The sequence below is a fragment of the Belnapia sp. AC561 genome (assembly GCF_979252845.1).
The window spans coordinates 23,024-44,239 of the sequence record NZ_CEEDBP010000042.1 but is presented as its reverse complement, the minus strand read 5'-3'; the positions used below and the strand labels follow the sequence as shown (position 1 = coordinate 44,239).

Genomic DNA, 21,216 nt, shown 5'->3' with positions numbered 1-21,216 from the left:
CCATGGCCGTCTCCGAGGCCCGCGCCTTGCTGCGGGACGCAACCGCCGAGGTCCATGCCCGGCTGCATGCCGTCCCCGCTTTCGAGGCCCTGGCCGCCGGCCGGCTTTCCCTGGCCGGCTATGCCGGGTTGCTGCACCGGCTGCTCGGCTTCCATGCCGCGGTCGAGGAAGCGCTCGCCGCCGCGCCCCCGCTCCGGCCCTATGGCATCGACCTGGCCGAGCGACGCCGCAGCGCCGCCCTGCGCGCCGACCTCGCCGCCCTCGGCCTGCCGGAGGCCGGGCCGCTGGCACCGCTGCCGCCCCTCGGCACCGCCGCCCGGGCCCTCGGCTGCCTCTACGTGGTCGAAGGCTCGACCCTCGGCGGCCGCCAATTGGCCCGCGGCCTCGATCATCTGCTGCCGGCCGGGACGGTCGCCGGGCGCGCCTTCCTGCTTGGCCACGGGCCGCGGCACGGGGCCATGTGGCAGGCCTGCTGCGCCGCCATCGAGGCCTGCGGCACCGAGCCCGGTGGCCTGGCCGGCATGGCCGCGGCGGCGACGGAAACCTTCGCCGCCTTCGAGGCATGGTTCGTCCCAGCGGGGCAGCCGCTGCCGCAATCCTGCCTGTCCTCCTCTGTACCCTAGCCGCGCCGGGCTGCCCCGGCTAAGGAACGGCCATGTTGCGCTCTGCCCCCCGCGTCCGAACCGCCGCCCCCGCCATCCTGCTGGCCGCGGCCATGCTTGGCATCGCTGCCCCGGCGAAGGCGCAGATCCCGCCCCAGTCCCAGGCCGCCGCCCAGGCCAACCGCATCGTCGCCGTGGTGAATGGGGAGGTCGTGAGCCGCTCCGACGTCATCGGCCGGGCCCGCCTCTTTGCCCTCAATGCCGGCATCGCCGTGGCGCCGGAGGTGCTGGACCGCCTCACCCCCCAGGTCACCCGGCTGCTGATCGACGAAAGGCTCCGCCTGCAGGAAGTCCAGCGCCGCCGCCTGCCGGTGACGGATGCCGAGGTCGCCGAGCAGATCACCGAGCTGGAGCAGCGCAACAACCTGCCGAGCGGCGCCCTCCGCGCCCAGTTGCGGCAGATCGGCATCCAGCCGCGCGTCCTCTATGACCAGATCCGCACCCAGATCGGCTGGGGCCGCCTGCTGCGCCAGCAGCTCGGCCCCAATGCCATGCCCGCGGATTCGGAGGTCCAGGAGACCATCCGCAATGCCAAGGCCCGCGCCGGGCAGCCGGAATTCCTCGTCTCCGAGATCTTCATCCCGATCGACGACCCGCGCACCGAGCCGGATACCCGCCGCTTCGTCGATGAGGTGATCCGCCAGCTTCGCGCCGGCACGCCCTTCCCGGTGGCGGCGACCCAGTTCAGCCAGGCGCAGACCGCGCTCCAGGGTGGCGACCTCGGCTGGGTCCGCAAGGAGGACGTGGACCCCGAAGTCGCCGCGATCGTGGAACGCATGCCGCCCGGCGCCATCAGCAATGCCATCAAGGTGCCCGGTGGCTACCAGATCGTCGCCCTGCGTCAGCGCCGTGAATCCGGCCGCGACCTGGCCACCCTGCTGACCATGCGGCAGGCCTATTTCCCCTTCTCCGGCACGCTCGACCCCAACAACCCGACGCAGCAGCAGCGCGACCAGGTGGAGAAGGCCCAGCGCCTCGCCGCCGGTGCCCGCAGCTGCGATGCGGTGGAACAGGCCGCCCGGGGCAGCGGCAGCGGCGGCGACCGGCCGGTGGACCCGGGCCAGATCCGGCTCGAGACCGTGACCCCACCGCCGCTCCGCGCCATGCTCGCCAGCCTCACCCCCGGCAAGGCTTCGCAGCCGATCCTCACGCCCGATGGCGTGCTGGTCATGATGGTCTGCACCAAGGAACAGCGGAACCTCGCCGAATTCACGCCCGAACAGGCGCAGCAGCAGTTGCTGCGCGACCGGGTGGAGCTGCTCTCCCGCCAGCTCCAGCGCGACCTGCGCCGGCGTGCCACGATCGAGATGCGGAGCTGACCGACCTTCCCGCCGAGGGACTTCCCTCCCTCAAGGACACCATCGCCCGGCATGGTCTGGACGCGCGGAAATCCCTCGGCCAGCACTTCCTGCTGGATGAGGGGCTCTGCCGCCGCATCGCCGGCCTGGCCGGCGACCTGGCGGGCAAGCATGTGCTGGAGGTCGGCCCCGGCCCCGGCGGCCTGACCCGGGCCCTGCTCGCCGGCCCGGCCGAGGCGGTGGTCGCGGTGGAGCTCGACCGCCGCGCCGTGGCCGCGCTGGCCGAGCTGGAAGCCGCCTATCCCGGCCGCCTCAGGGTGATCGAGGCCGATGCCCTCGGCGTCGATGTCGCCGCGCTGCTGCCGGCGCCCCGCGCCATCCTCGCCAACCTGCCCTACAACGTGGCAACGCCCCTGCTGGTCGGCTGGCTGCGCCATGCCGCCGGCATCAGCGCCATGGCCCTGATGTTCCAGCAGGAAGTGGCCGAGCGCATCTGCGCCGCGCCCGATACCAGCGCCTATGGCCGGCTGGCGGTGCTGGCCCAATGGCGCTGCAAATGCGAGCTGCTGCTGCGCCTGCCGCCCGGCGCCTTCACCCCGCCGCCGAAGATCTGGTCCGCCGTCGTCGGCTTCACCCCGCATGCCGAAGACCCCGGCGACACGCTGTTCCGCAGCATGGAGCGGCTGACCGCCGCCGCCTTCGGCCAGCGCCGCAAGATGCTGCGTGGCTCGCTGAAGTCGCTGGGCGATGCGGAAGGGCTGCTGGCGGCAGCCGGGATCGACGGCCAGCGCCGGGCGGAGACGCTGACGGTCGGCGAATTCGACCGGATGGCGCGGGTCCTGGCAGGGCGCTGAACGACCGGATCATCCGCGGTTCCACCCCAGCTCCCACTTCCTGCTATGCAGCGCCGATGACCCCAGACAAAGCCTTCGAGATATTCCTGGTGACCGTGCCGGGCCTGGAACCGGCCCTCTGCGCGGAGGTGCGCCTCAAGGGGTTCAAGCAGCCGAAGGCCATCCCCGGCGGCGTCGTCCTCAAGGGCGGCTGGCCGGAGGTCTGGCGCGCCAATCTCTGGGTCCGCGGCGCCGGCCGGGTCCTGGCGCGGCTCGACCAATTCCCGGTCGTGCATCTGGCCCATCTCGACAGCCGGGCCCGCAGCATTCCCTGGGCCAGCGTCCTCCGCCCCGACGTGCCCTTCCGGGTCGAGGTTTCCTGCAGCAAGTCGCGCATCTACCACAGCGATGCCGCGGCCGAGCGGTTCGTCACCGCTATCCGGGAGACGCTGGGTGCCCCGCATGCGGCGGATGCCGCCGTCCTGGTCCGCGCCCGCATCGACCGCGACATCTGCACGGTCAGCGTCGATACCTCCGGCGAGCCGCTCTACAAGCGCGGCTACAAGCGGGCGGTCAATCCGGCGCCGATGCGGGAAACCATGGCCTCGCTGTTCCTGCAGGAATGCGGCTACACCGGCCAGGAACCGCTGCTCGACCCGATGTGCGGCGCCGGCACCTTCGTCATCGAGGCGGCGGAGATCGCCGCGCGGCTCAACCCCGGCCGCGCCCGTGCCTTCGCCTTCGAGCAACTGGCGACCTTCGATGCCGCCGCCTGGCAGGCCATGCGTGCGGTGAAAAGCAGCCGCACCCCCGCCGCTGGCTGCCACGGCAGCGACCGGGACGCCGGCGCCATCGAGATGAGCCGCGCCAATGCCGAGCGCGCGGGTGTTGCCGGGATCACCGAGTTCCGTGAAGCAGGCATCGCGGACCTGACCCCGCCCGCCGGACCGCCCGGCCTGGTCATGGTCAACCCGCCCTATGGCACCCGCCTCGGGGAGAAGGACATGCTGGGCCCACTGTACCAGTCGCTCGGGCAGACGTTGCTGCGCCGCTTCAAGGGCTGGCGCGTCGGCCTCATCGCCAGCGACCCCGCGCTGGCGCAGGCGACCGGCCTGCCCTTCCTGCCGGGCGGCCCGCCGGTGCCGCATGGCGGCCTGCGGATCTCGCTGTACCGGACCGGGCCGCTGGGCTGAGGTCCCGCCTCAGCGCACCCCGAACCACCCGACCAGCACACCGAGCGTCACCACCGAGAGCACGGTGCTGACCAGCACCGTCGCCCCCGACCGCGCCGCGCCCACCTGGTAGCGCTGCGCCAGCAGGAAGGCGTTGGCCCCGGTCGGCATCGCCGCGGCCACCACCGCCACCGCCGTCTCCAGCGGCGAAAGCGCCATCGCCCAGGCCACCAGCCACACCAGCGCCGGCATCGCCAGCAGCTTGAGCACGGTCGCCAGCACCGTCTCCCGCCAGCCCGCGGTAATATCGAATTGCGCCAGGCTGCCGCCGAGGCAGAACAGCGCCACCGGCGGCCCGGCTCCGCCCAGCAGGCCGAGCGTCTGCTTCAGCACGCCCGGCGGCGGCGGCAGCCCCACCAGCCGCCAGACCATGGCCGCCGCCACCGCCATGACGATCGGGTTGCGCGCCACGCCCAGCAGCGTCGCCCGCAGCACCCGCCGCCAGGGCGCATGGGCATGCAGCCCGATCTCGGCGACGATGGTCGCGGTGCCCAGCAGCACCATGGAATGCAGCGCCAGGATCGCCAGCAGCATCGCCAGCGCCGGCGGCCCGAAGGCGGCGAGGATGAGCGGGATGCCCATCATCGCGGTATTCCCGAAGGTTGCATCCAGCGCCAGCATCCCAGCCGGCCCCAGCGGCAGCCGCCGCCGCGCACCCCAGAGCGTCGCCGCATAGAGCGCCGCGGTGCCGAGGAAGAAGGCCAGCGCCGCCCGCCCGCCGCCCATCTCCGCGCTGGTCCCGCCGAGGAACAACAGGGACGGCATGCAGAAGGTGAAGACGAAGCGGGTCAGCGCCTGGAACCCGGCCTCGTCCAGGAAGCGCCGCCGCGCCATCAGCCAGCCCAGGCCGATGATGATGAAGACCGGCCCGACGACCTCGAGAACGGCCTGCATCTAGCCGCGCAGCAGCCCGGCGACGAAATCCCCGAGCCAGGGCTGCCGCGCCCGCCGGGTGCGCGCCGCATGCAGGATGGCGCGGGCAGCGGCCACCGTCGCCGCGAAATCCTCGTTCACCAGCACATGGTCGAACTCGTCCCAATGCGCCATCTCGGTGCGGGAGGCGACCATGCGCCGGGCGATCTCATCCTCCGGATCGGTGCCGCGGCCGCGCAGCCGCCGCTCCAGCTCCGCCAGGCTCGGCGGCAGCAGGAAGATGCCGACCACATCCTCCGGCATCGCCGCCTTCAGCAGCCGGTGGCCCTGCCATTCGATGTCGAACAGCACGTCCCGCCCGGCCGCCAGCGCCTGCTCCACCGGGGCCCGCGGGGTGCCGTAGGACCGGCCGAGGAAGCCCGCATGTTCGAGGAATTCCCCGACTTCGATGCCGGCCGCGAATTGCTCGGGGCTGCGGAAGAAGTAGTGCACCCCCTCCTGCTCGCCGGGCCGCGGTGCCCGGGTGGTGGCGCTGACCGAAAGCTGCAGCTCCGGCTCCAGCTCTAGCAGGGCGCGGGAGATGCTGGTCTTGCCGCCCCCGGGCGCCGCCGCCAGCACCAGGCAGCAGCCCTTCCGCACATGGCTCATTCGATTCACGCTCCGCTCCTCGGCCTGTGGCCTGCGGGGCTGCACGATCGAACGAGGCTCATTCGACGTTCGCCGCCTGCTCCTTCAGCCGCTCGATCGCCGCCTTCAGGTCAAGCCCGATGCGGGTGAGGGCGACCGAAGCCGATTTCGAACAAAGGGTATTAGCCTCCCGCACGAATTCCTGGGTGAGGAAATCGAGCTTGCGCCCGGCTCCGTCGCCGGCGGCCAGCAGGGCGCCCGCCGCCTCGATATGCGCGGCCAGCCGGTCCAGCTCCTCCCGCACGTCGGATTTCTGCGCCAGCAGCGCCACTTCCTGGGCCAGCCGCTCCTCCGGCACCCGCGCCGTGCCGGCCTCGCCGAGCAGCGCCGCGAGTTGTTCCAGCATCCGCGCCCGCTGCGCCGCCGGCTGACCCACCGCCTCGGCCGCGGCCGCCTCGCGCAGCCCGGCGATCTCCGCCAGCAGTCCGCCGAGGATGCCCTGCAGCTTGGCGCCCTCGGACTGCCGCGCCTCGACCAGCCCGCCCAGGGCGCGGTCGAAGGCGCTGGCGAGGTCGCGCCGCTTGCCCTCCTCCAGCGCCTCGTCCGGCTCCGGCACCTCGGTGCGCATCACCCCGGGCAGGGCCAGCAGCGCCTCGGCGCGGGGCGCCATGCTGCCGCGGATCCGGCCGGCGATCTCCAGCGCCAGGGCCAGCGCCTGGTCCAGCGCGGCACGGTCCACCGTCAGCCGCGGCCGGTCCTCCCGCTTCAGGGTCAGGCTGGCGGAGATATTGCCGCGCTTGAAGCGGCGCCCGGCCGCCTCCCGCAGCGGGGCCTCCAGCGCATCCAGCCCATTCGGCAGCCGCAGCCGCAGGTCGAGCCCCCGGCCATTGACGCTGCGCAGCTCCCAGACGAAGGCGGTGCCATCGGCCAGCGTGCCACTCTCGCGCGCGAAGCCGGTCATGCTCATAAGAAGTCCCATGCCCGGGGTTGTCCCGCGCGTTGGGGCGGGATGCAAGCGATGGGTGCGCAACGGCATGTGCTGATAACCGGGGCCTCGGCGGGGCTTGGCCATGCCCTGGCACTGGCCTGCGCCGCGCCGGGGGCCGTGCTGCACCTGTCCGGCCGCGACGCCGCGCGGATCGAGGCCGTCGCCGAGGCCTGCCGGGCCAAGGGCGCCACCGCCTGGCCCCGCGTGGCCGATGTGCGGGATGCCGCGGCCATGGCCGCGTGGATCGGCGGGGCAGGGCGCCTCGATCTCCTCATCGCCAATGCCGGCATCTCCGCCGGGACCGGCGGCGCGGTCGAGCCCGCCGCCACCGCCCGCGCGGTCTTCGAGACCAATGTCACCGGCGTGCTGAATACCGTGCTGCCGGCGCTGGAGGTCATGGCCGCGCAGGCCCCCGGTCCGGATGGCCTGCGCGGCCGGGTCGCGGTGGTCGCCTCGGTCGCCGCCTTCGTCGCGGCCCCGGGCGCCCCGGCCTATTGCGCCAGCAAGGCCGCGGTCCAGCGCTGGGCCGAGGCACTGGATGCCACCGAGCGCCGCCGGGGCATCCGGCTGCATGCCATCTGCCCCGGCTATATCCGCACGGCGATGACGGCACGCAACGAATTCCCCATGCCTTTCCTGATGGAGGCCGAGGAGGCTGCCCGCCGCACCCTGGCCGGCATCGCCGCCGGCCGCACCAGGGTGGCCTATCCCTGGCCGGTCTACTGGGGCGCCCGGCTGGCCGGGGCCCTGCCGCTCGGGTTGCGGGCGGCGCTGTTCAACCGCCTTCCGGCGAAGGCGGCCCAACTGGATTAGGGTTTGGATTGAGCTTCTTGCTGGCCCGCTTGGCCAGCAGGTTCAGCCCCTCAACGGCCGTGGCGAAGGCCATGGCGGCATAGACGAAGCCCTTGGGGAAGTGGACGCCGACGCCCTCGGCCACCAGTACCATCCCGATCATCACCAGGAAGGCCAGGGCCAGCATCACCACCGACGGGTTGCGCTCCATGAAGCGGGACAGCGCATCCATCGAGAAAAGCATGGCGATGACCGAGACGACGATGGCGGTGGCGATGATCCAGAACTCCCGCGTCAGGGCGACCGCGGCCAGGATGCTGTCCACCGAGAAGACCATGTCGAGCAGCAGGATCTGGATCACGGTCGGCCAGAAGCTCGCGGTGACGCCATCCGCCGCATGGCTCTCGGCCTGGGACTGGGGATCCACCCGGTGATGGATCTCGATCACCGCCTTGCCGATCAGGAACAGCCCGCCGCCCAGCAGGATCAGATCCTTGCCGGAGAATTCCAGCCCCAGCACGGCGAACAGCGGCCGGGTCAGGGTCAGCAGCCAGGAGGTCGCGGCCAGCATTCCGAAGCGCATCAGCACCGCCAAACCAAGGCCGATCCGCCGCGCCAGGACCCGCTGCTCCACCGGCAACCGGTTGGACAGGATGGCGATGAAGACAAGGTTGTCGATGCCGAGCACCACCTCCATGGCGATCAGCGCGAACAACGCGACGATGATTTCGCTTTCCATACTTCCTCGTCTCCCGGCCGGGCGGCGTAACGCTTCTTCACCCGGACTGTTGCCGCCCGGGCTTGGATCAGCTTGCGGCGGCCCCACCTCGAAACAAGGTGCCGGAATCGGAGAGATTGATTGCGCATTGCTGGTGAAATGATGCTTGGCCTGCGGCTGGCCCGGCGGGAGCTGCGCGGCGGCATGCGCTCGCTGCGGATCGTGCTCGCCTGCCTGGCGCTGGGCGTTGCCGCCATCGCCGCGGTCGGCACCCTGCGGGCCGGCATCCAGGCCGGGCTGCTGGCCGATGGTGCGCGCATCCTGGGCGGCGATGTCGAGGTCCGCGGCGGCGCCCGGCCGCTGCCGCCCGAGCTGCGCGCCTGGGCCACGGCCCGTGGCGCCTCGGTCTCCGCCATCACCACCATGCGGGCGATGCTGGTCGCCCCCAATGCCGAACGGATGCTGGTCGAGCTGAAGGCGGTGGATGCCGCCTATCCGCTCTATGGCGCCCTGGTGCTGGAACCGGCGGTCCCGCTGGCCCCCGGCACCGTGGCGCTGGACCCGCTGGTGGCCGAACGCCTCGGCCTGGCGCTGGGCGACATGGTCCGCATCGGCGAGGCCCAGCTCCGGCTGGTGGCCCTGGTCGCGCAGGAACCCGACAAGGTGGCGACCCCCGCCATCTTCGGCCCGCGCGCGCTGATGACGCAGGCGACCCTGGCCACCACCGAACTGATCCAGCCCGGCAGCCTGCTGCAGCACGACCTGCGCCTGCGGCTGCCCGCCGCCGCCGCCGCCGACCCGACGGCCGAGGCGCTGCGTACCGAATTCGCCCGCGAGGGCTGGCGCATCCGCACCGCCGGCTCGGCCGAGCCGGGGATGAACCGCTTCCTCGACCGCGCCGCCTCCTTCCTGACCCTGGCCGGGCTGACCGCGCTGCTGGTCGGCGGCATCGGCGTCGCCACCGGGGTGCGCAGCTGGCTGGACGCCCGGGCCAGGTCCATCGCCACCTTGCGCTGCCTCGGCGCACCCTCCTCGGTCATCTTCCTCAGCTACCTCATCCAGGTGCTGGGCTTGGCGCTGCTCGGCATCGTCATCGGGCTGGTGGCCGGCTACGGGCTGACCTGGGCGGCGGCGCAGGCCCTGGCCGGGGCGCTGCCGGTGCCGCCGCGCCTGGCGCCCTATCCGCGGCCGCTGGTGCTGGCCGCGCTCTATGGGCTGCTGACCGCGCTGGCCTTCGCGCTCTGGCCGCTCGGCCGGGCGGCGCGGATCTCCGGCGCGGCGCTATTCCGCGATGCGGTGCAGCCGGCGGGCGGCTTCCCCGGCTGGACCGTGCTGGCGATGAACGGGCTGGCGGCAGTGGCGCTGGTCGGGCTGATCGTGCTGAGCTCGGGCGACCGGCGCTTCGCCGCCGGCTTCTGCGCCGCGGCGGTGGGGGCGCTGCTGCTCTTCCGCCTCGGCGCCTGGGGGCTGGTGGCGCTGGCCCGCAGCCTGTCCCACCTGCGCCGTCCGGCACTGCGCCTCGGCCTCGCCAACCTGCACCGGCCAGGGGCGCCGACCGCGCTGATGGTGGTCTCGCTCGGCATCGGCCTGACCACGCTCGCCGCCATCACCCAGATCGAGGGCAACCTGCGCCTGCAACTGGTCAACGAGATGCCGGGCAAGGCGCCGAATTTCTTCTTCATCGATATCCAGTCCGACCAGGCCCAGCGCTTCGACAGCCTCGCCGCCGGCATCCCCGGCGTGGTCGAGGTCAAGCGGGTGCCGAGCCTCCGCGCCCGGGTCGTCGCGGTGAAGGGCGTCCCCGCCGAGCAATGGGAAACCACGCCCGAGACCGCCTGGGCGCTGCGCGGCGACCGCGGCCTGACCTATTCGGCGCAGCCCCCGGCCGGGACCCAGGTGGTCGCCGGGGACTGGTGGCCGGCCGACTATCGCGGCGCGCCGCTGCTGTCCTTCGATGCCACCATCGCCAAGGGTTGGGGCGTCGGCATCGGCGATACCATCACGGTCAACGTGCTCGGCCGCAACATCGACCTGAAGATCGCCAACCTGCGCAACGTGGACTGGCGCGGCCTCGGGGTGAACTTCACCCTGGTGGCCTCGCCCGGGCTGCTGGAGGCGGCGCCGCATACCCATATCGCCACCGTCCGCGGCGATGCGGCGCAGGACGGCACCATGCTGCGGGTGCTGACCGATGCCTTCCCCAACATCACCGGCATCCGGGTGCGGGATGCGCTGGAGGCCGTGGCCGCGCTGCTCGGCCGGGTCGGCACGGCGCTGACCGCGATCGGCGGCGTCACCCTGCTGGCCGGGGCGCTGGTGCTGGCCGGCGCGGTGGCGGCCGGGCAGCGGCAGCGGGTGCGCGATGCGGTGGTGCTGAAGACCATCGGTGCCACCCGGGCGCAGATCCGCGCCGCCTGGACGGTGGAATACGCGCTGGTCGGGCTGGTGGCCGGGGGCCTTGCGGCCATTGCCGGTAGTGCCGCCTCCTGGGCCGTGGTGGTGCTGGTGATGCAGGGACAATGGGTGCTGCTGCCCGGGACGCTGGCCGCCACGGTGCTGGGCTGCGCGCTGCTGACCTTGCTCTGCGGACAGGTCGGTACGGCGCTGGCGCTGCGGGCCCGCCCTGGCCCCTTGTTGCGGAATGAATAGGCCGGTGTTCACACTTCTTCACGTGTATCCGGCCCAGGCCGTGACCATATGATGCAATGCCGGCGGTTCCCGCGCGCGCCGGCAGGGCGAAGTGCTCGGCCGCTGCCGATTCCCGTTGAAACGGGTTACAGCTTCTCCATATAACCCCGCTGCGGGGATAACCCCCTTTGGGAGGTTCGAGACACCTATGGCCCTTCAACCCGACTATCGTTACACGACGAATGCGCCTGGCTGGGGTCGCACGGCGACTGCCGACGCGGCCGCCGTCGATGCCGGGCTCCGGGGGTACATGCTCCGGGTTTACAACTGGATGGCTTCCGGCCTGGTGCTGACCGGCATCGTGGCCCTTCTGGTTGTGACGGTGCCCGCCTTGCAGGAGCTGTTCTACACCGCAGCCCGCACCCCGAGCGGCCGCATCGTGATGCAGCCGACGATCCTCTTCTGGGTCGCCACGCTCTCGCCGCTCGCCTTCATGCTGGTGCTGAGCTTCGGCTACAACAAGCTGAGCAAGTCCACCGCGCAGATGCTCTTCTGGGCCTTCTGCGCCTGCATGGGCGCCAGCCTCAGCAACCTGGCCTACCGCTACACCGGCGCCTCGATCGCCAGCACCTTCTTCATCACCGGTGCGATGTATGCGGGCATCAGCCTCTATGGCTACACGACCAAGGCCGACCTAACGAAGATGGGCAGCTTCATGATCATGGGCCTGATCGGCCTGATCATCGCCGGGCTGGTCAACATGTTCCTGCAGTCCTCGGCGCTGCAGTTCGCCATCAGCCTGATCGGCGTGGTGGTGTTCCTGGGCCTCACCGCCTTCGACACCCAGCGCATCAAGTCGGACTATGTCGAATACGCCTATGCCGAGGGCACCGAGGAGGCCGGCAAGCGCAGCGTGATGGACGCGCTGGGCCTCTACCTGAACTTCATCAACCTGTTCCAGATGATGCTTCAGCTGGTCGGCGTCCGGCAGGGCAGCGACTAACCGGCGAAAGCCAAAGAAAGGCCCCGGGGAGCGATCCCCGGGGCTTTTTTTATGCCCGCGCTTTCGGCGGCGGTGGCGTCAGCGGGCTGGGCCCGGCTGCGGCGCCATGCCGATCTGCTCCGCCTGCGCCCCGCTATCGGGCCGTGGCTTGGCCAGCACCGGTTCATCCCCCAGCGGGGTGGAGATGATCGGTTCGAACTGGCCCTTGCCATCCTTCATGTGGCTGAAATAGCCATAGGAGAAGCGATTGGCTTCCATCCTGCAGGAAGCTGTTGGGGATCGGCAGCACCCTTTCCATCCCGCCCGGCTCCTCGATCACCACCATTGCTGCTGGTGCATGGCGTCGCGGGCATCAGGAAGGACAGCATGTCCTGCATGCCCGGATCATCCGTCATGCCATAGAACCGCACCGCCAGCGCCCGGCCGGTGCCTCGGCGCAGACATTGGCATACATGCTGTTTGCGCTGTGGCGGCGGCATCCCGGACCGCATCCAGCACCGCTTGCGGCGCTACGTGATGGATCATGTGCCCCGCCCCCGGGACGATCCGCAGCCGGCTTCCGGCCAGGCGCCGGTGCAGGTGGCCCGAGTGGTAGCGGGTATCGAGCACCTGGTCCGCCGCGCCGGCGACGATCTGCACCGGCAGGTCCAGCGTGCCGGCCCGGCGCAGCAGCCCCAGTGCGTCGGGCAGCATCGTCGCGGTATCCGCGGCGCTGGCCCCGAATTGGGAGGGACGGATCGCCAGGGCCAGCGGAAATTGCGTCTCGAATTCTGCGCTCACCGGCTGCGGCGCGAAGGACTGGCGGATGAGCCATCGTCCCAACAGCCAGCCGAGCGGTTGGCTGATGGTATGGCGCAGCAGGCCGCCCAGCAGCGGCATTGCCGCCAGTGCCACGAGCGGGACATCCAGCCGGAGGCTCGGCCGGAAATAGCCCGAAAGCAGTACCAGCGCGCCTGTTTCCTTGGGCTGGTCGAGCGCCATGGCCAGCGCGACCAAGCAGCCCCAGGAATGGCCGACCAGGACCGGCCGAGGGAGGCCCAATTGGCGCAGCGCCTGCCGGATCAGCCGGGCCTGCGCCCTGGCGTTCCATCCCCGGCCGGGCCGCTCGCTATGGCCGAAGCCGGGCCGGTCGAAGACCAGGACCCGGTGCCCTGCGGCGGCCAGCGCCGCGGGCAGGCCGCTGCTGGTGAAATCCTCCACCGAGGCGCCATTGCCATGCAGCAGCACGACCGGGCTGCCCTTGGGGTCACCCTGCTCGAGGACATGCAGGCGGATACCCGCGACGGCGATGACACGGCCAAGCGGCGGATGGCGCCGCTCGCTTCGCCGCGCGACCAGATGATTGGCCAGCGCGGCACCCGCCAGCGCCAGGGCGATGCCGCCCAGCATCGGGACGGACAGGCGTGGCCAGGCTCGCCGGCCTCGGGTCATGCCATGCCTCAACTCAGGGCCTCCGCTCAAGGCCGCAACTGCAGGATCCGGCCCCGCGCCTCGTCGGTCAGAATATACAAGAAGCCATCCGGCCCCTGGAGCACGGTCCGCAGCCGCGTCCGGTTCCACAGCAGGCGTTCCTCCCCGGTCACCCGGTCCCCCTGCGTCGCCAGCCGCACCAGCCCCGGCGGGTTCAGTGCCGCGACGAAGAGGCTGCCGCGCCAGGCGGGGAAGGCATCCCCGGTATAGAAGGCGATGCCGGAGGGGCTGACTGAGGGCGTCCAGTAATGGATCGGCTCCTCCATGTCCGGCCGGGACGCCCCTTCGCCGATCCGGCTGCCGTCATAGTCCACCCCATGCGTCACCACCGGCCAGCCGTAATTCTGGCCCGGCCGCAAAATATTCACTTCATCCCCGCCGCGGGCGCCGAATTCCGCCTGCCACAGGCCGCCGGTCCAGGGGTTGAAGGCCAGGCCCTGCGGATTGCGGTGCCCATAGGTGAAGATCTCCGGCCGCACCCCGGGCCGCCCGACGAAGGGATTGTCACCCAGCGCCGCACCCTGGCGACCCAGCCGCAGCACCTTGCCGCCCAGGTCGTCCAGCCGCTGGGCCCGCTGCTTCTTCACCTGCCTCTCGCCGGTCGAGAGGTACATCGCCCCATCCGGCCCAAAGGCGATCCGGCAGCCATAGTGGTTGCGACCTTCCTCCTGCGGCGGCGTGGCATCCAGCACCGGCGTCACCGCCTCCAGCCCACCGGCATCCTGGGCCAGCCGCGCCCGCGTCAGCCGCGTCAGCGCACCGCCCTGCACCAGCATGGCGTGGCAGAGGTAGACCTCGCGGGTGGTGCTGAAATCGGGCGCCAGGGCGATATCCAGCAGGCCGCCCTGGCCGCGCGCCTCGACCGCGGGCACCCCGGCCAGCGGCGGCGAGACCACGCCGTCGCGCCCGACCAGCCGCAACCGCCCTGGCCTTTCCGAGACCAGCAGCCGGCCATCGGGCAGGAAGGCGCCACCCCAGGGCCGTTCCAGCCCGGTGGCGAATTCGAGGATGCGGAAGGGGGTCTGGGCCGCGGCGGGTAGCGCCAGCAGCAGGGCAAGACCGGCGAGGAAAGGATTCATCCCGCCGATTTGGGGTTCCCGGCCGGGCCGGGAACCCCGGCAGGCTTACGCGAGGGCGCCGGCGATCCAGTCCTTCAGCGCGCCCTTGGGCATGGCGCCGACCTTGGTGTCCAGCAGCTTGCCGTCCTTGAACAGCAGCATGGTCGGGATGCCGCGCACCGCATACTCGTTCGGGGTGCCCGGGTTCTCGTCGATGTTGACCTTGGCGATGGTCAGCTTGCCGCCGTACTCCTGGGCGATATCGTCCAGGATCGGCCCGACCATCCGGCAGGGGCCGCACCACTCCGCCCAGAAATCGACCAGCACGGGGCCGGAAGCATCCAGCACGTCCTGCTTGAAGCTGTCGTCGGTCACGGCCTTGGTGTGTTCGCTCATGCGCTTGCGCCTTGCTCGGAGGGGCCGGGAAGGTCCCAAATCTTGCAGCAAATTCGGAACTCGGGCGGTCGCGGTCAAGGCCACCACCCAAGCGGGTCCGTCATGCGTGGAAGACAGGCATCCCCGGCAGGTGCCGGTCAAGCAAATCCGCCGGCAGCGGCATCAACCGGGCGCCATAGGTCCAGACCAGGGCGCACTCCACCACCCGCCCGGGGAAGGCCTGGCGCAGCACCGCGCGGTAGGCCGCCATCTGCCGCAGGTACAGCGGCGCCACATCGGCCGGCTCGGTCGGCGGCGGACGGTTGGTCTTGTAGTCCAGCACCAGCACCCGGTCCGGCGTCACCACCAGCCGATCCACCTGGCCGGTCACCAACCGCCCGTCCAGCCGCCCGGCGATCGGTGCCTCGGCCAGGCTATCCTCGCCGAAGGCGGCCATCACCTCCGGCGCATCCAGCAGTGCCAGCACCTCGGCCAGGATCTCCGCCTGCTCCTCGCCGGTCAGCCCATGGCCGGGCCGGGCGAGGAAGCGCTTCGCCGCCGCCGAGCGTTCGGCCGCCGGCCGCTCCGGCAGATGCTGCAACAGCGCATGCACCACGCGGCCGCGGCGGAAGCGCCGCCCGCCCGGATCCGCCGCGCCATGCGGCGCCGCGGCCGGCGTCTCATGCTCCCCGGGCAGGGCGGAAGGGTTGAGCGCCGCTTCCAGCACCTCGGCCGGCGCCGGGCGATGCGCCCAGTCGGGTAGCGGCATCAGCGCCGCGGCACTGGGCGTGGCGGCTTGCGGCACCGCCGCCTCCTGCGCCGTCTCCAGCCGCCAGCAGGGGCCGCCCTCGAAGTCGCACCCCGCCGGCGCATCGAAGTCGCCGGGGGTGAATTCGGCCGGGACCGCATCCTCCAGCCGCATGAAGCCGTCCCGCACCAGCGCGTACCAGCCCTTGGCCTCCTTGCCCCAGCCGCAGACCAGCAGCCGGTCCTCGGCCCGGGTCAGCGCCACGTAGAGCAGTCGGTTCTCCTCCTCCTGCCGCTTGCGCTCATCGGCGGCGAGCACATCGGCGAAGGCGGCCGCGTGGAATTCCTTGCGCGGCGCCCAGAGCGGCATCGGCACCCCGTCCAACTCGCCCCAGCGGATCTCCTGCCGCCCCTGGCCGCCGCCGACATCGGGGATGATGACCACCGGCGCCTGCAACCCCTTAGCGCCATGCACGGTCATGATCCGCACCGCATCGGCCGCACCCTCCGCCTCCCGCTTCACCTCGGCGCCGCCGCGGCGGAGCCAGTGGACGAAGCCCTGCAGGCTGGGCGGATGCCGGGCCTCGTGGTCCAGCGCGGCGTTCAGCACCTCGTCCAACGGGTCGGCCGCATCGGGGCCGAGCCGGGCCAGCAGCCGCGCCCGGCCGCCTTCCTCCCCCAGCACCCCGGCCAGCAGGCAATGCGGGGTGATGAGGTCGGCCCGGTCGGCCAGCCGCGCCAGCCAATCCGATGCCCGGCCGAGCGCGTCATCCGCCCCGCGATGCTGCATCAGCGCGCCGAACAGCGATCCGCTGCGGCCATGCGCTAGGGTGAACAACTGGTCCTCGTCCAGCCCGACCAGCGGCGACTTCAGCAGCGCCGCCAATTGCAGGTCGTCCTCCGGCAGCAGCAGCACGTCGCAGAGCGCCAGCAGGTCCTGCACCGCGATCTGCTCGACCAGCTTGAGGCGGTCCACGCCGCCGACCGGGACGCCCTTCTCCTTCAGTGCCCGCACCAGCCGCTGGATGAAGGCGGTGCGCCGCCGCACCAGCACCAGGATGTCGCCCGGACGGACCGGCCGCGCCCGTGCCGGCAGATCCTCGCGCCCGACCATGGCGGCGATCCGTGCCGCCAGCGCCTCGGCCAGCAGGGCAGGGGCATCGGCCACCGCCTCGGGGGATTCCGGCACTTCCCAGGGGGTCGGCTTCGGCTTGTCCGCCGGCCGCAGCAGCGGCCAGAGCTCGACCGTCCCGGCATGGCCCGCCCGGTCCGGCAGATGCCGCAGGACGGCGCCATCCGCCACCACCCCGGCCCGTGCCTCGCCCTCGGCGAAGACCGCATCCACCAGCCCGAGCACCGGCGCGGTGGAGCGGAAGGAAACGTTCAGCTCGACCTTCTCGAAACTCCCGCCCTGGCCGACGACCCGCCGCTGGTAGGTCGTCTCCCAGGTGCCGAAGCCGCGCGCATCGGCGCCCTGGAAGCCGTAGATCGCCTGCTTGATGTCGCCGACCGCGAAGATGGTCCGGCCGATCGGCTTGCGCCGCTCCGCCTCGGCGGCGGCCCCGGCGCCGGCGAAGAATTCCTCGGTCAGCGCCGCGGCGATGCCCCATTGCGCCGGGTTGGTATCCTGCGCCTCGTCCAGCAGCACGTGGTCGAGCCCGCCATCCAGCTTGAACAGCACCCAGGCGCTGCCGGGGTCCTTCAGCACCCGCTGGGCGATGGCGATCAGGTCGTCATAGGCCAGCAGCCCGGCATTGCGCTTGCGCGCCTCGTAATGCTCCAGCACCGGGCCGGCCAGGGCCAGCAGCGCCTCGGTCGCCTGCAGCAGCCGGCAGGCGGCCAGCCGCTGCTGCCCGGCGAGGATGCGCTCGATCTCCGCCGCCATCGCCGGATCATTGGCGAGGGCGGTGCGCGGCGTGCCCTTCTCGGTCAGGAAGCAGCTCGGCCAGGCTTCCCAGTTCTCCACCCGGGTCTCGGGGTCCTGCGTCAGCCAGGCGCGCATCTTCGTCGCCAGATCGCGGGGGATCTTGTTCTTGTGGTTCAGCAGCGCCGCCGCCGCCCGGGCCAGCGCATCCGGCACGTCGCAGAGCGCGGCGGTCACGCTGCCGACGTCCTCGCCATCCTCCAGCCGCAGCAGCCGGCCCAGCCGCAGCACCAGCCCGGGCAGCCCGTTGCTGGCGCGCAGGCATTCCGCCAGCTTCTCCCGGTCGCGCATCAGCGCATTCACGGTTTTCGAGAAATCATCCGCCCCGACCAGCCCGGCCAGCAGCGCCACCTGCGCGCGCGGCGTGGCATTGGCCGCCAGCACCGCCTCCCGCGCATCGGCCAGCAGGCTGGCGGCGTCCATGTCCTCCAGCACGCTGAACTGCGGCGGCAGCCCGGCCTCCAGCGGAAAGGCATGCAGCAGGGACTGGCAGAAGGCATGGATCGTCGAGATCCGCATCCCGCCGGCCAGCTCCAGCACCTCGGCAAACAGCGCCCGCGCCCGGACCCGCAGCGCCTCGCTCGGCGTGCAGCCGAGGCCGAGCAGCTCGGCATTCAGCTTCGGCTCCTCCGCCACCGCCCAGTCGCCGAGCTTGCGCGCCAGCCGCGTCGCCATCTCGGCCGAGGCCGCCTTGGTGAAGGTGAGGCACAGGATGCGGTTCGGCGCCTGGCCATCCTGCAGCAGCAGCCGCAGCACCCGGTCGGTCAGCACCTTGGTCTTGCCGGACCCGGCCGAGGCCGAGACCCAGGCCGAACGCTGCGGATCCGAGGCCAGCTGCTGCCGGTCCGCCGCCTGCTGACGCGCCGTCCTCGTCTCATCCATCAACGGCATCCTCCGCCCCGGCCCATTCCGCCCGGCGCGACAGATGCTGGTAGTCATCCCCCGCCGTCTCCCGCCCCGGATGCGGCCAGGCGGTGAAGGGGGCGGAGCCCAGCAGGAAGCGCGCCGCCAGCGCATTCACCTTGCCGATCGCCTCCTCGGCCAGGGCGGCGATCTCGTCGCGCTCGGTCTGCACCGGCAGCACCTCGCCCGGCTTCGGCCCGCCGGTCAGCTTCCAGTAAACCAGCGCCCCGGCATCCCCCGCCGCCAGATGCGGGAAGGCGCCCCGCGCCGCCATGGCCGCTTCCAGCACGAGCTGCGGCTTGTGGCCTTCCTTGACCGCATTCTTCGAGGGCACCGTCCCGGTCTTGTAGTCGAGGATCGCGAACTGGCCATTGGCCAGCACGTCGATCCGGTCCGCCCGCGCCCGCAGGGTCACCACCCTTCCATCCGGCTGGCGCAGCGGAAGCTCCCCCGCCAGCTCGGTCAGGCTGCGGGCGATGCCGTTGCCGGCCCGCGCCTCGGCCTCCTGCCGCACCACGAATTCGCCGATCCGCGCTAGGCGCGGCTGCCAGAAGGCCAGCAGCCCCGGCCGCGCCCCGGCCTCGGCCAGCGCCACCTCCGCCGCCTCGTCGAACATGGCCCGCGCCGCATCCGGCCCCGGCCAGGGCCCCGCCGCCAGCCGGCGGACGAAGCGCGCCATCGTCGCATGCACCAGGTTGCCATAGTCGGAAGCCCCGACCTCCGCATCCAGCGGATCCACCGGATTCAGCCGCAGCACCCGCCGGGCATAGAAGGCATAGGGGTCGGCCAGCAGCGTCTCGACCTCCGTCACCGAAAGCTGCTGCGGTCTGGCCGCCGCCGGCGGGCGCGGTGCCGGACGCTCGCAGGGGGTGACCCGGGCCGGGCGATCCAGCGCCGCCGCCCAGCCGACCGCCTCGCTCATCCCGAGCAGCAACCCCTTCGGATAGGCCTCGCTCACCTGCCCACGCAGGAAGGTCTCCAGCCGGGTCAGCCAGCGGGCCGGCACGGTCGGCGCCCCGCCGCGCTTGGCCGCGCGGGACAGCACCGCCTCCGGCGCCGAGCAGGCGGAAAACAGGAAATCGGCGCAGACCCGGCCGATCCGGGCCTCGGGCTCCGGCAGGCCGAAGTCGCGCCGCATCGGCCGGCTCATCCAGGGGCCGGGATCGGTCGCCAGCGGCCAGACCGTCTCGTCCAGCGCGCCCAGCACGACGCGGTCGAAGCTCAGCAGCCGGGCTTCCAGCAGGCCGAGGATCTCGACCCGCGGATGCACCCCGCCATCCCGCCCGCGGCTCCCCCGCAGGCTGGGCGCCGCCGCCCCATCCATCGCCGCCTCGAACAAGGCGGGCCAGGAGGCCGGGGCAAGCGGCGGCAGCAGGCCGATCGCCGGCTCGAGGCCCGCGAGGTGCGAGGCCAGCGCCTCGCCTTCCTCCCCGGCATAGAGCCGCAACCCGCCGGCCACGAGGTCGGTCGCCGCCAGCGCCTCGGCCGCCGCCAGATGCTCCTCCAGCAGCCCCAGCGGCGGCCGGGCGATATGCCCCGGCAGGCTGGTGAAGGGCCCCAGCGCCTCGGCCAGCCGGTCGATCAGCGCCATCACCTCGGCCAGGACCTCCGCCCGGTCCTCCCGCTTCAGCCCGGCCTTCGCCGCCGCGCGCAGCCCTTCGACCCCCGGCGCCGGCCGCGGCCCGCGCAGCGCCGCACGTTCCAGCCGCCGCGCCGCCCGGACCCAACGGCCGCGGTCCCAGCCGCCAGCGCAGATCGGATGCTTCAGCACCGCCAGCAGCGGCACCGGTGCCAGCTCGCTCGCCGCCATCTCCGCCAGCAGCCGCAGGAAGCTGCCGGTCGGCGTCTCCCCCAGCGGCTCGCCGGCCGAATCATCGGCGGTGATGCCATGCCGGGCCAGCTCGGAGGAGACCCGTCGGGCGAGGTCGCGGTCCGGCGTCACCAGCGCCGCCCGGGCGCCCTCCTGCTCCAGCGCCTCGCGCAGGGTCAGGGCGATCGCCGCCGCCTCGGTCTGGGCATCGGGCGCGACCAGCAGCGACATGCCGCGCATCGCCGGGACCCAGTCGGAGGGCACGCGGGATTGCCAGGCCGGCAGCCCGGCCGCCGGGCGCAGCGCCATGCCCAGCAGATCCGGCCGGCGGATCGGCGCCGCCTGATCCACCGCCTCCTCATCCGGACAGCCATGCCAGCGCTTGATCGCGTCCTTCTCGACCCCGAGCGCCGTCAGCAACCGCCGCTGGCCGCAGAAGGGATGCGTCGGCGCCTCCGGCACCACCTCCCAGACCTTGGCCTCGGCGGAGGAGGCATCGACGCCATGCAGCACCACCATGCCCTGCGGCAGGTCATGCGCGATCACCCGCAGCAGTTCCTCCGCCGCCGGGATGGTGCCGCCGACGCCGATGCCGGCGGCGATCACCGGATCGGCCGGCGGCCTCTCCTGCCAGTCCCGCGTCTGCGCCCGCAGCGCCTGGGCCCGACGCATGCCGATATCGAGCAGGCCGGCTTCCTCCAGCCAGCCCTGCCAAGCCGCCATGATGCCGCGCAGGAAGGTCAGGGTGATCTGCCAATGCGCCGCATGGGTTTCCGGCACCAGTCCGGCCAGCCGTTGCAGCCAATGCTCGGCCAGTGCCTCCGGTGCGGTCCCGGCCAGCAGCTCGAGGTCCTTCTCCTCCAGTGCGATCTCGTCCAGCAGGGTCGCCAGCGCCCCGGCCAGCGACCAGGCCTGTTCCGGCGTCGCCGGCCCGCCGCGGTCGCGCGGCAGCTTCAGGATGAAGCCGGTCAGCACCGCCTGCCGCCGCAGCGGATCCACCGCCGGCGGCAGGTCGAGCAGCGTCGGCAGCGCCAGCTCGTCCGCATCCTCGGTGGAAAGCCCGGCCAGCGCCCGCATCCGCGGCAGCAGCAGGGTCTGGCCCTTGGACGCCCGCAGGAAGGCGGTCCGCAGCGCCCGGGCCGAGCGCCGGGTCGGCAGCAGGATGGTCACGCGGGAGAGCCGCTCCGGCGCATCCCCCGGAATCGCCGCCAGCACCCCGGCGGCCAAGCAATCGAGGAAGGGCAGATGCGTCGGGATATGGAACAGCGGCACCCG

At 72.3% G+C, this 21,216-nt stretch carries 17 protein-coding genes; 7 read left to right on the top strand and 10 right to left on the bottom strand.

The window, feature by feature from the left end; genetic code table 11:
* Positions 1-2: 2 nt before the first annotated feature.
* Genes AC0IW9_RS25565 through AC0IW9_RS25550 form a run of 4 tightly spaced genes read left to right on the top strand, consistent with a single transcriptional unit; the run spans position 3 to position 3,986 of the window.
* The gene (locus AC0IW9_RS25565; protein WP_471651117.1) at positions 3-623 is read left to right on the top strand and encodes a biliverdin-producing heme oxygenase; all 621 of its coding nucleotides are present in this window, start codon (positions 3-5) and stop codon (positions 621-623) included.
* A gap of 32 nt (positions 624-655) precedes the next feature.
* Complete coding sequence (locus tag AC0IW9_RS25560; RefSeq protein WP_471651116.1) at positions 656-1,981, top strand: peptidylprolyl isomerase; 1,326 nt, start codon at positions 656-658, stop codon at positions 1,979-1,981.
* Entirely contained in the window at positions 1,978-2,814 is an 837-nt protein-coding gene (rsmA, locus tag AC0IW9_RS25555; RefSeq protein WP_471651124.1) for a 16S rRNA (adenine(1518)-N(6)/adenine(1519)-N(6))-dimethyltransferase RsmA, read from the top strand. The genes AC0IW9_RS25560 and rsmA overlap by 4 nt, the downstream gene beginning before the upstream one ends.
* A 56-nt stretch (positions 2,815-2,870) precedes the next feature.
* Entirely contained in the window at positions 2,871-3,986 is a 1,116-nt protein-coding gene (locus AC0IW9_RS25550; protein WP_471651115.1) for a THUMP domain-containing class I SAM-dependent RNA methyltransferase, read from the top strand.
* A 9-nt stretch (positions 3,987-3,995) separates the two neighbouring features.
* Here AC0IW9_RS25550 and AC0IW9_RS25545 read toward each other — a convergent pair whose 3' ends face one another.
* From AC0IW9_RS25545 to AC0IW9_RS25535, 3 genes are read right to left on the bottom strand one after another with little or no spacing between them, the layout of a single operon-like run.
* Positions 3,996-4,919 carry an AEC family transporter gene (locus AC0IW9_RS25545; RefSeq protein WP_471651114.1) on the bottom strand — a complete coding sequence of 308 codons (924 nt, stop codon included), beginning with the start codon at positions 4,917-4,919 and terminating at the stop codon, positions 3,996-3,998.
* Positions 4,920-5,546, bottom strand: coding sequence for a guanylate kinase (gmk, locus tag AC0IW9_RS25540; protein WP_471651123.1), 627 nt, complete (start codon positions 5,544-5,546; stop codon positions 4,920-4,922).
* 58 nt (positions 5,547-5,604) lie between these two features.
* The gene (locus tag AC0IW9_RS25535; protein ID WP_471651113.1) at positions 5,605-6,504 is read right to left on the bottom strand and encodes a YicC/YloC family endoribonuclease; all 900 of its coding nucleotides are present in this window, start codon (positions 6,502-6,504) and stop codon (positions 5,605-5,607) included.
* A 39-nt stretch (positions 6,505-6,543) separates the two neighbouring features.
* Between AC0IW9_RS25535 and AC0IW9_RS25530 the strand changes: the two genes are divergently transcribed.
* Positions 6,544-7,326 carry an SDR family NAD(P)-dependent oxidoreductase gene (locus tag AC0IW9_RS25530; RefSeq protein ID WP_471651112.1) on the top strand — a complete coding sequence of 261 codons (783 nt, stop codon included), beginning with the start codon at positions 6,544-6,546 and terminating at the stop codon, positions 7,324-7,326.
* On the opposite strand, the gene AC0IW9_RS25525 is transcribed toward AC0IW9_RS25530, so the two are convergent.
* The gene (locus AC0IW9_RS25525; RefSeq protein WP_471651111.1) at positions 7,289-8,044 is read right to left on the bottom strand and encodes a TerC family protein; all 756 of its coding nucleotides are present in this window, start codon (positions 8,042-8,044) and stop codon (positions 7,289-7,291) included. The two genes, AC0IW9_RS25530 and AC0IW9_RS25525, sit on opposite strands and share 38 nt — an antisense overlap.
* A gap of 138 nt (positions 8,045-8,182) precedes the next feature.
* Here AC0IW9_RS25525 and AC0IW9_RS25520 point away from each other — a divergent pair, with 138 nt between their 5' ends.
* Together AC0IW9_RS25520 and AC0IW9_RS25515 are read left to right on the top strand one after the other, a co-directional pair.
* Positions 8,183-10,672, top strand: a complete 2,490-nt coding sequence (locus tag AC0IW9_RS25520) for an ABC transporter permease (RefSeq protein WP_471651110.1) — start codon at positions 8,183-8,185, stop codon at positions 10,670-10,672.
* A gap of 187 nt (positions 10,673-10,859) precedes the next feature.
* Positions 10,860-11,654: a Bax inhibitor-1/YccA family protein gene (locus AC0IW9_RS25515; protein WP_471651109.1), complete on the top strand. Its 795-nt coding sequence runs from the start codon at positions 10,860-10,862 to the stop codon at positions 11,652-11,654.
* A gap of 78 nt (positions 11,655-11,732) precedes the next feature.
* On the opposite strand, the gene AC0IW9_RS25510 is transcribed toward AC0IW9_RS25515, so the two are convergent.
* The 6 genes from AC0IW9_RS25510 to addB form a co-directional block, all read right to left on the bottom strand.
* A complete protein-coding gene (locus AC0IW9_RS25510; RefSeq protein WP_471651108.1) occupies positions 11,733-11,912 on the bottom strand; it encodes a hypothetical protein in 180 nt (59 codons plus the stop codon).
* Positions 11,913-12,038: 126 nt separating this feature from the next.
* Positions 12,039-13,085: an alpha/beta fold hydrolase gene (locus AC0IW9_RS25505; RefSeq protein WP_471651107.1), complete on the bottom strand. Its 1,047-nt coding sequence runs from the start codon at positions 13,083-13,085 to the stop codon at positions 12,039-12,041.
* 26 nt (positions 13,086-13,111) lie between these two features.
* Complete coding sequence (locus tag AC0IW9_RS25500; RefSeq protein ID WP_471651106.1) at positions 13,112-14,203, bottom strand: PQQ-dependent sugar dehydrogenase; 1,092 nt, start codon at positions 14,201-14,203, stop codon at positions 13,112-13,114.
* A gap of 45 nt (positions 14,204-14,248) precedes the next feature.
* The gene (gene trxA, locus AC0IW9_RS25495) at positions 14,249-14,578 is read right to left on the bottom strand and encodes a thioredoxin TrxA (RefSeq protein WP_471651105.1); all 330 of its coding nucleotides are present in this window, start codon (positions 14,576-14,578) and stop codon (positions 14,249-14,251) included.
* A 100-nt stretch (positions 14,579-14,678) separates the two neighbouring features.
* On the bottom strand, positions 14,679-18,110 hold the full coding sequence (gene addA, locus AC0IW9_RS25490) for a double-strand break repair helicase AddA (protein ID WP_471651104.1): 3,432 nt from the start codon (positions 18,108-18,110) through the stop codon (positions 14,679-14,681).
* A complete protein-coding gene (gene addB, locus AC0IW9_RS25485; RefSeq protein ID WP_471651103.1) occupies positions 18,103-21,213 on the bottom strand; it encodes a double-strand break repair protein AddB in 3,111 nt (1,036 codons plus the stop codon). The genes addA and addB overlap by 8 nt, the downstream gene beginning before the upstream one ends.
* Positions 21,214-21,216: the final 3 nt, after the last annotated feature.

What these genes read in the sequence shown, in the direction of transcription:
- AC0IW9_RS25565 (WP_471651117.1), top strand. Translation starts at nt 3, where the DNA reads ATGGCCGTCTCCGAGGCCCGCGCCTTGCTGCGGGACGCAACCGCCGAG.
- AC0IW9_RS25560 (WP_471651116.1), top strand. Translation starts at nt 656, where the DNA reads ATGTTGCGCTCTGCCCCCCGCGTCCGAACCGCCGCCCCCGCCATCCTG.
- AC0IW9_RS25550 (WP_471651115.1), top strand. Translation starts at nt 2,871, where the DNA reads ATGACCCCAGACAAAGCCTTCGAGATATTCCTGGTGACCGTGCCGGGC.
- AC0IW9_RS25545 (WP_471651114.1), bottom strand. Translation starts at nt 4,919, where the DNA reads ATGCAGGCCGTTCTCGAGGTCGTCGGGCCGGTCTTCATCATCATCGGC.
- gmk (WP_471651123.1), bottom strand. Translation starts at nt 5,546, where the DNA reads ATGAGCCATGTGCGGAAGGGCTGCTGCCTGGTGCTGGCGGCGGCGCCC.
- AC0IW9_RS25535 (WP_471651113.1), bottom strand. Translation starts at nt 6,504, where the DNA reads ATGGGACTTCTTATGAGCATGACCGGCTTCGCGCGCGAGAGTGGCACG.
- AC0IW9_RS25530 (WP_471651112.1), top strand. Translation starts at nt 6,544, where the DNA reads ATGGGTGCGCAACGGCATGTGCTGATAACCGGGGCCTCGGCGGGGCTT.
- AC0IW9_RS25525 (WP_471651111.1), bottom strand. Translation starts at nt 8,044, where the DNA reads ATGGAAAGCGAAATCATCGTCGCGTTGTTCGCGCTGATCGCCATGGAG.
- AC0IW9_RS25520 (WP_471651110.1), top strand. Translation starts at nt 8,183, where the DNA reads ATGATGCTTGGCCTGCGGCTGGCCCGGCGGGAGCTGCGCGGCGGCATG.
- AC0IW9_RS25515 (WP_471651109.1), top strand. Translation starts at nt 10,860, where the DNA reads ATGGCCCTTCAACCCGACTATCGTTACACGACGAATGCGCCTGGCTGG.
- AC0IW9_RS25510 (WP_471651108.1), bottom strand. Translation starts at nt 11,912, where the DNA reads ATGGAAGCCAATCGCTTCTCCTATGGCTATTTCAGCCACATGAAGGAT.
- AC0IW9_RS25505 (WP_471651107.1), bottom strand. Translation starts at nt 13,085, where the DNA reads ATGACCCGAGGCCGGCGAGCCTGGCCACGCCTGTCCGTCCCGATGCTG.
- AC0IW9_RS25500 (WP_471651106.1), bottom strand. Translation starts at nt 14,203, where the DNA reads ATGAATCCTTTCCTCGCCGGTCTTGCCCTGCTGCTGGCGCTACCCGCC.
- trxA (WP_471651105.1), bottom strand. Translation starts at nt 14,578, where the DNA reads ATGAGCGAACACACCAAGGCCGTGACCGACGACAGCTTCAAGCAGGAC.
- addA (WP_471651104.1), bottom strand. Translation starts at nt 18,110, where the DNA reads ATGGATGAGACGAGGACGGCGCGTCAGCAGGCGGCGGACCGGCAGCAG.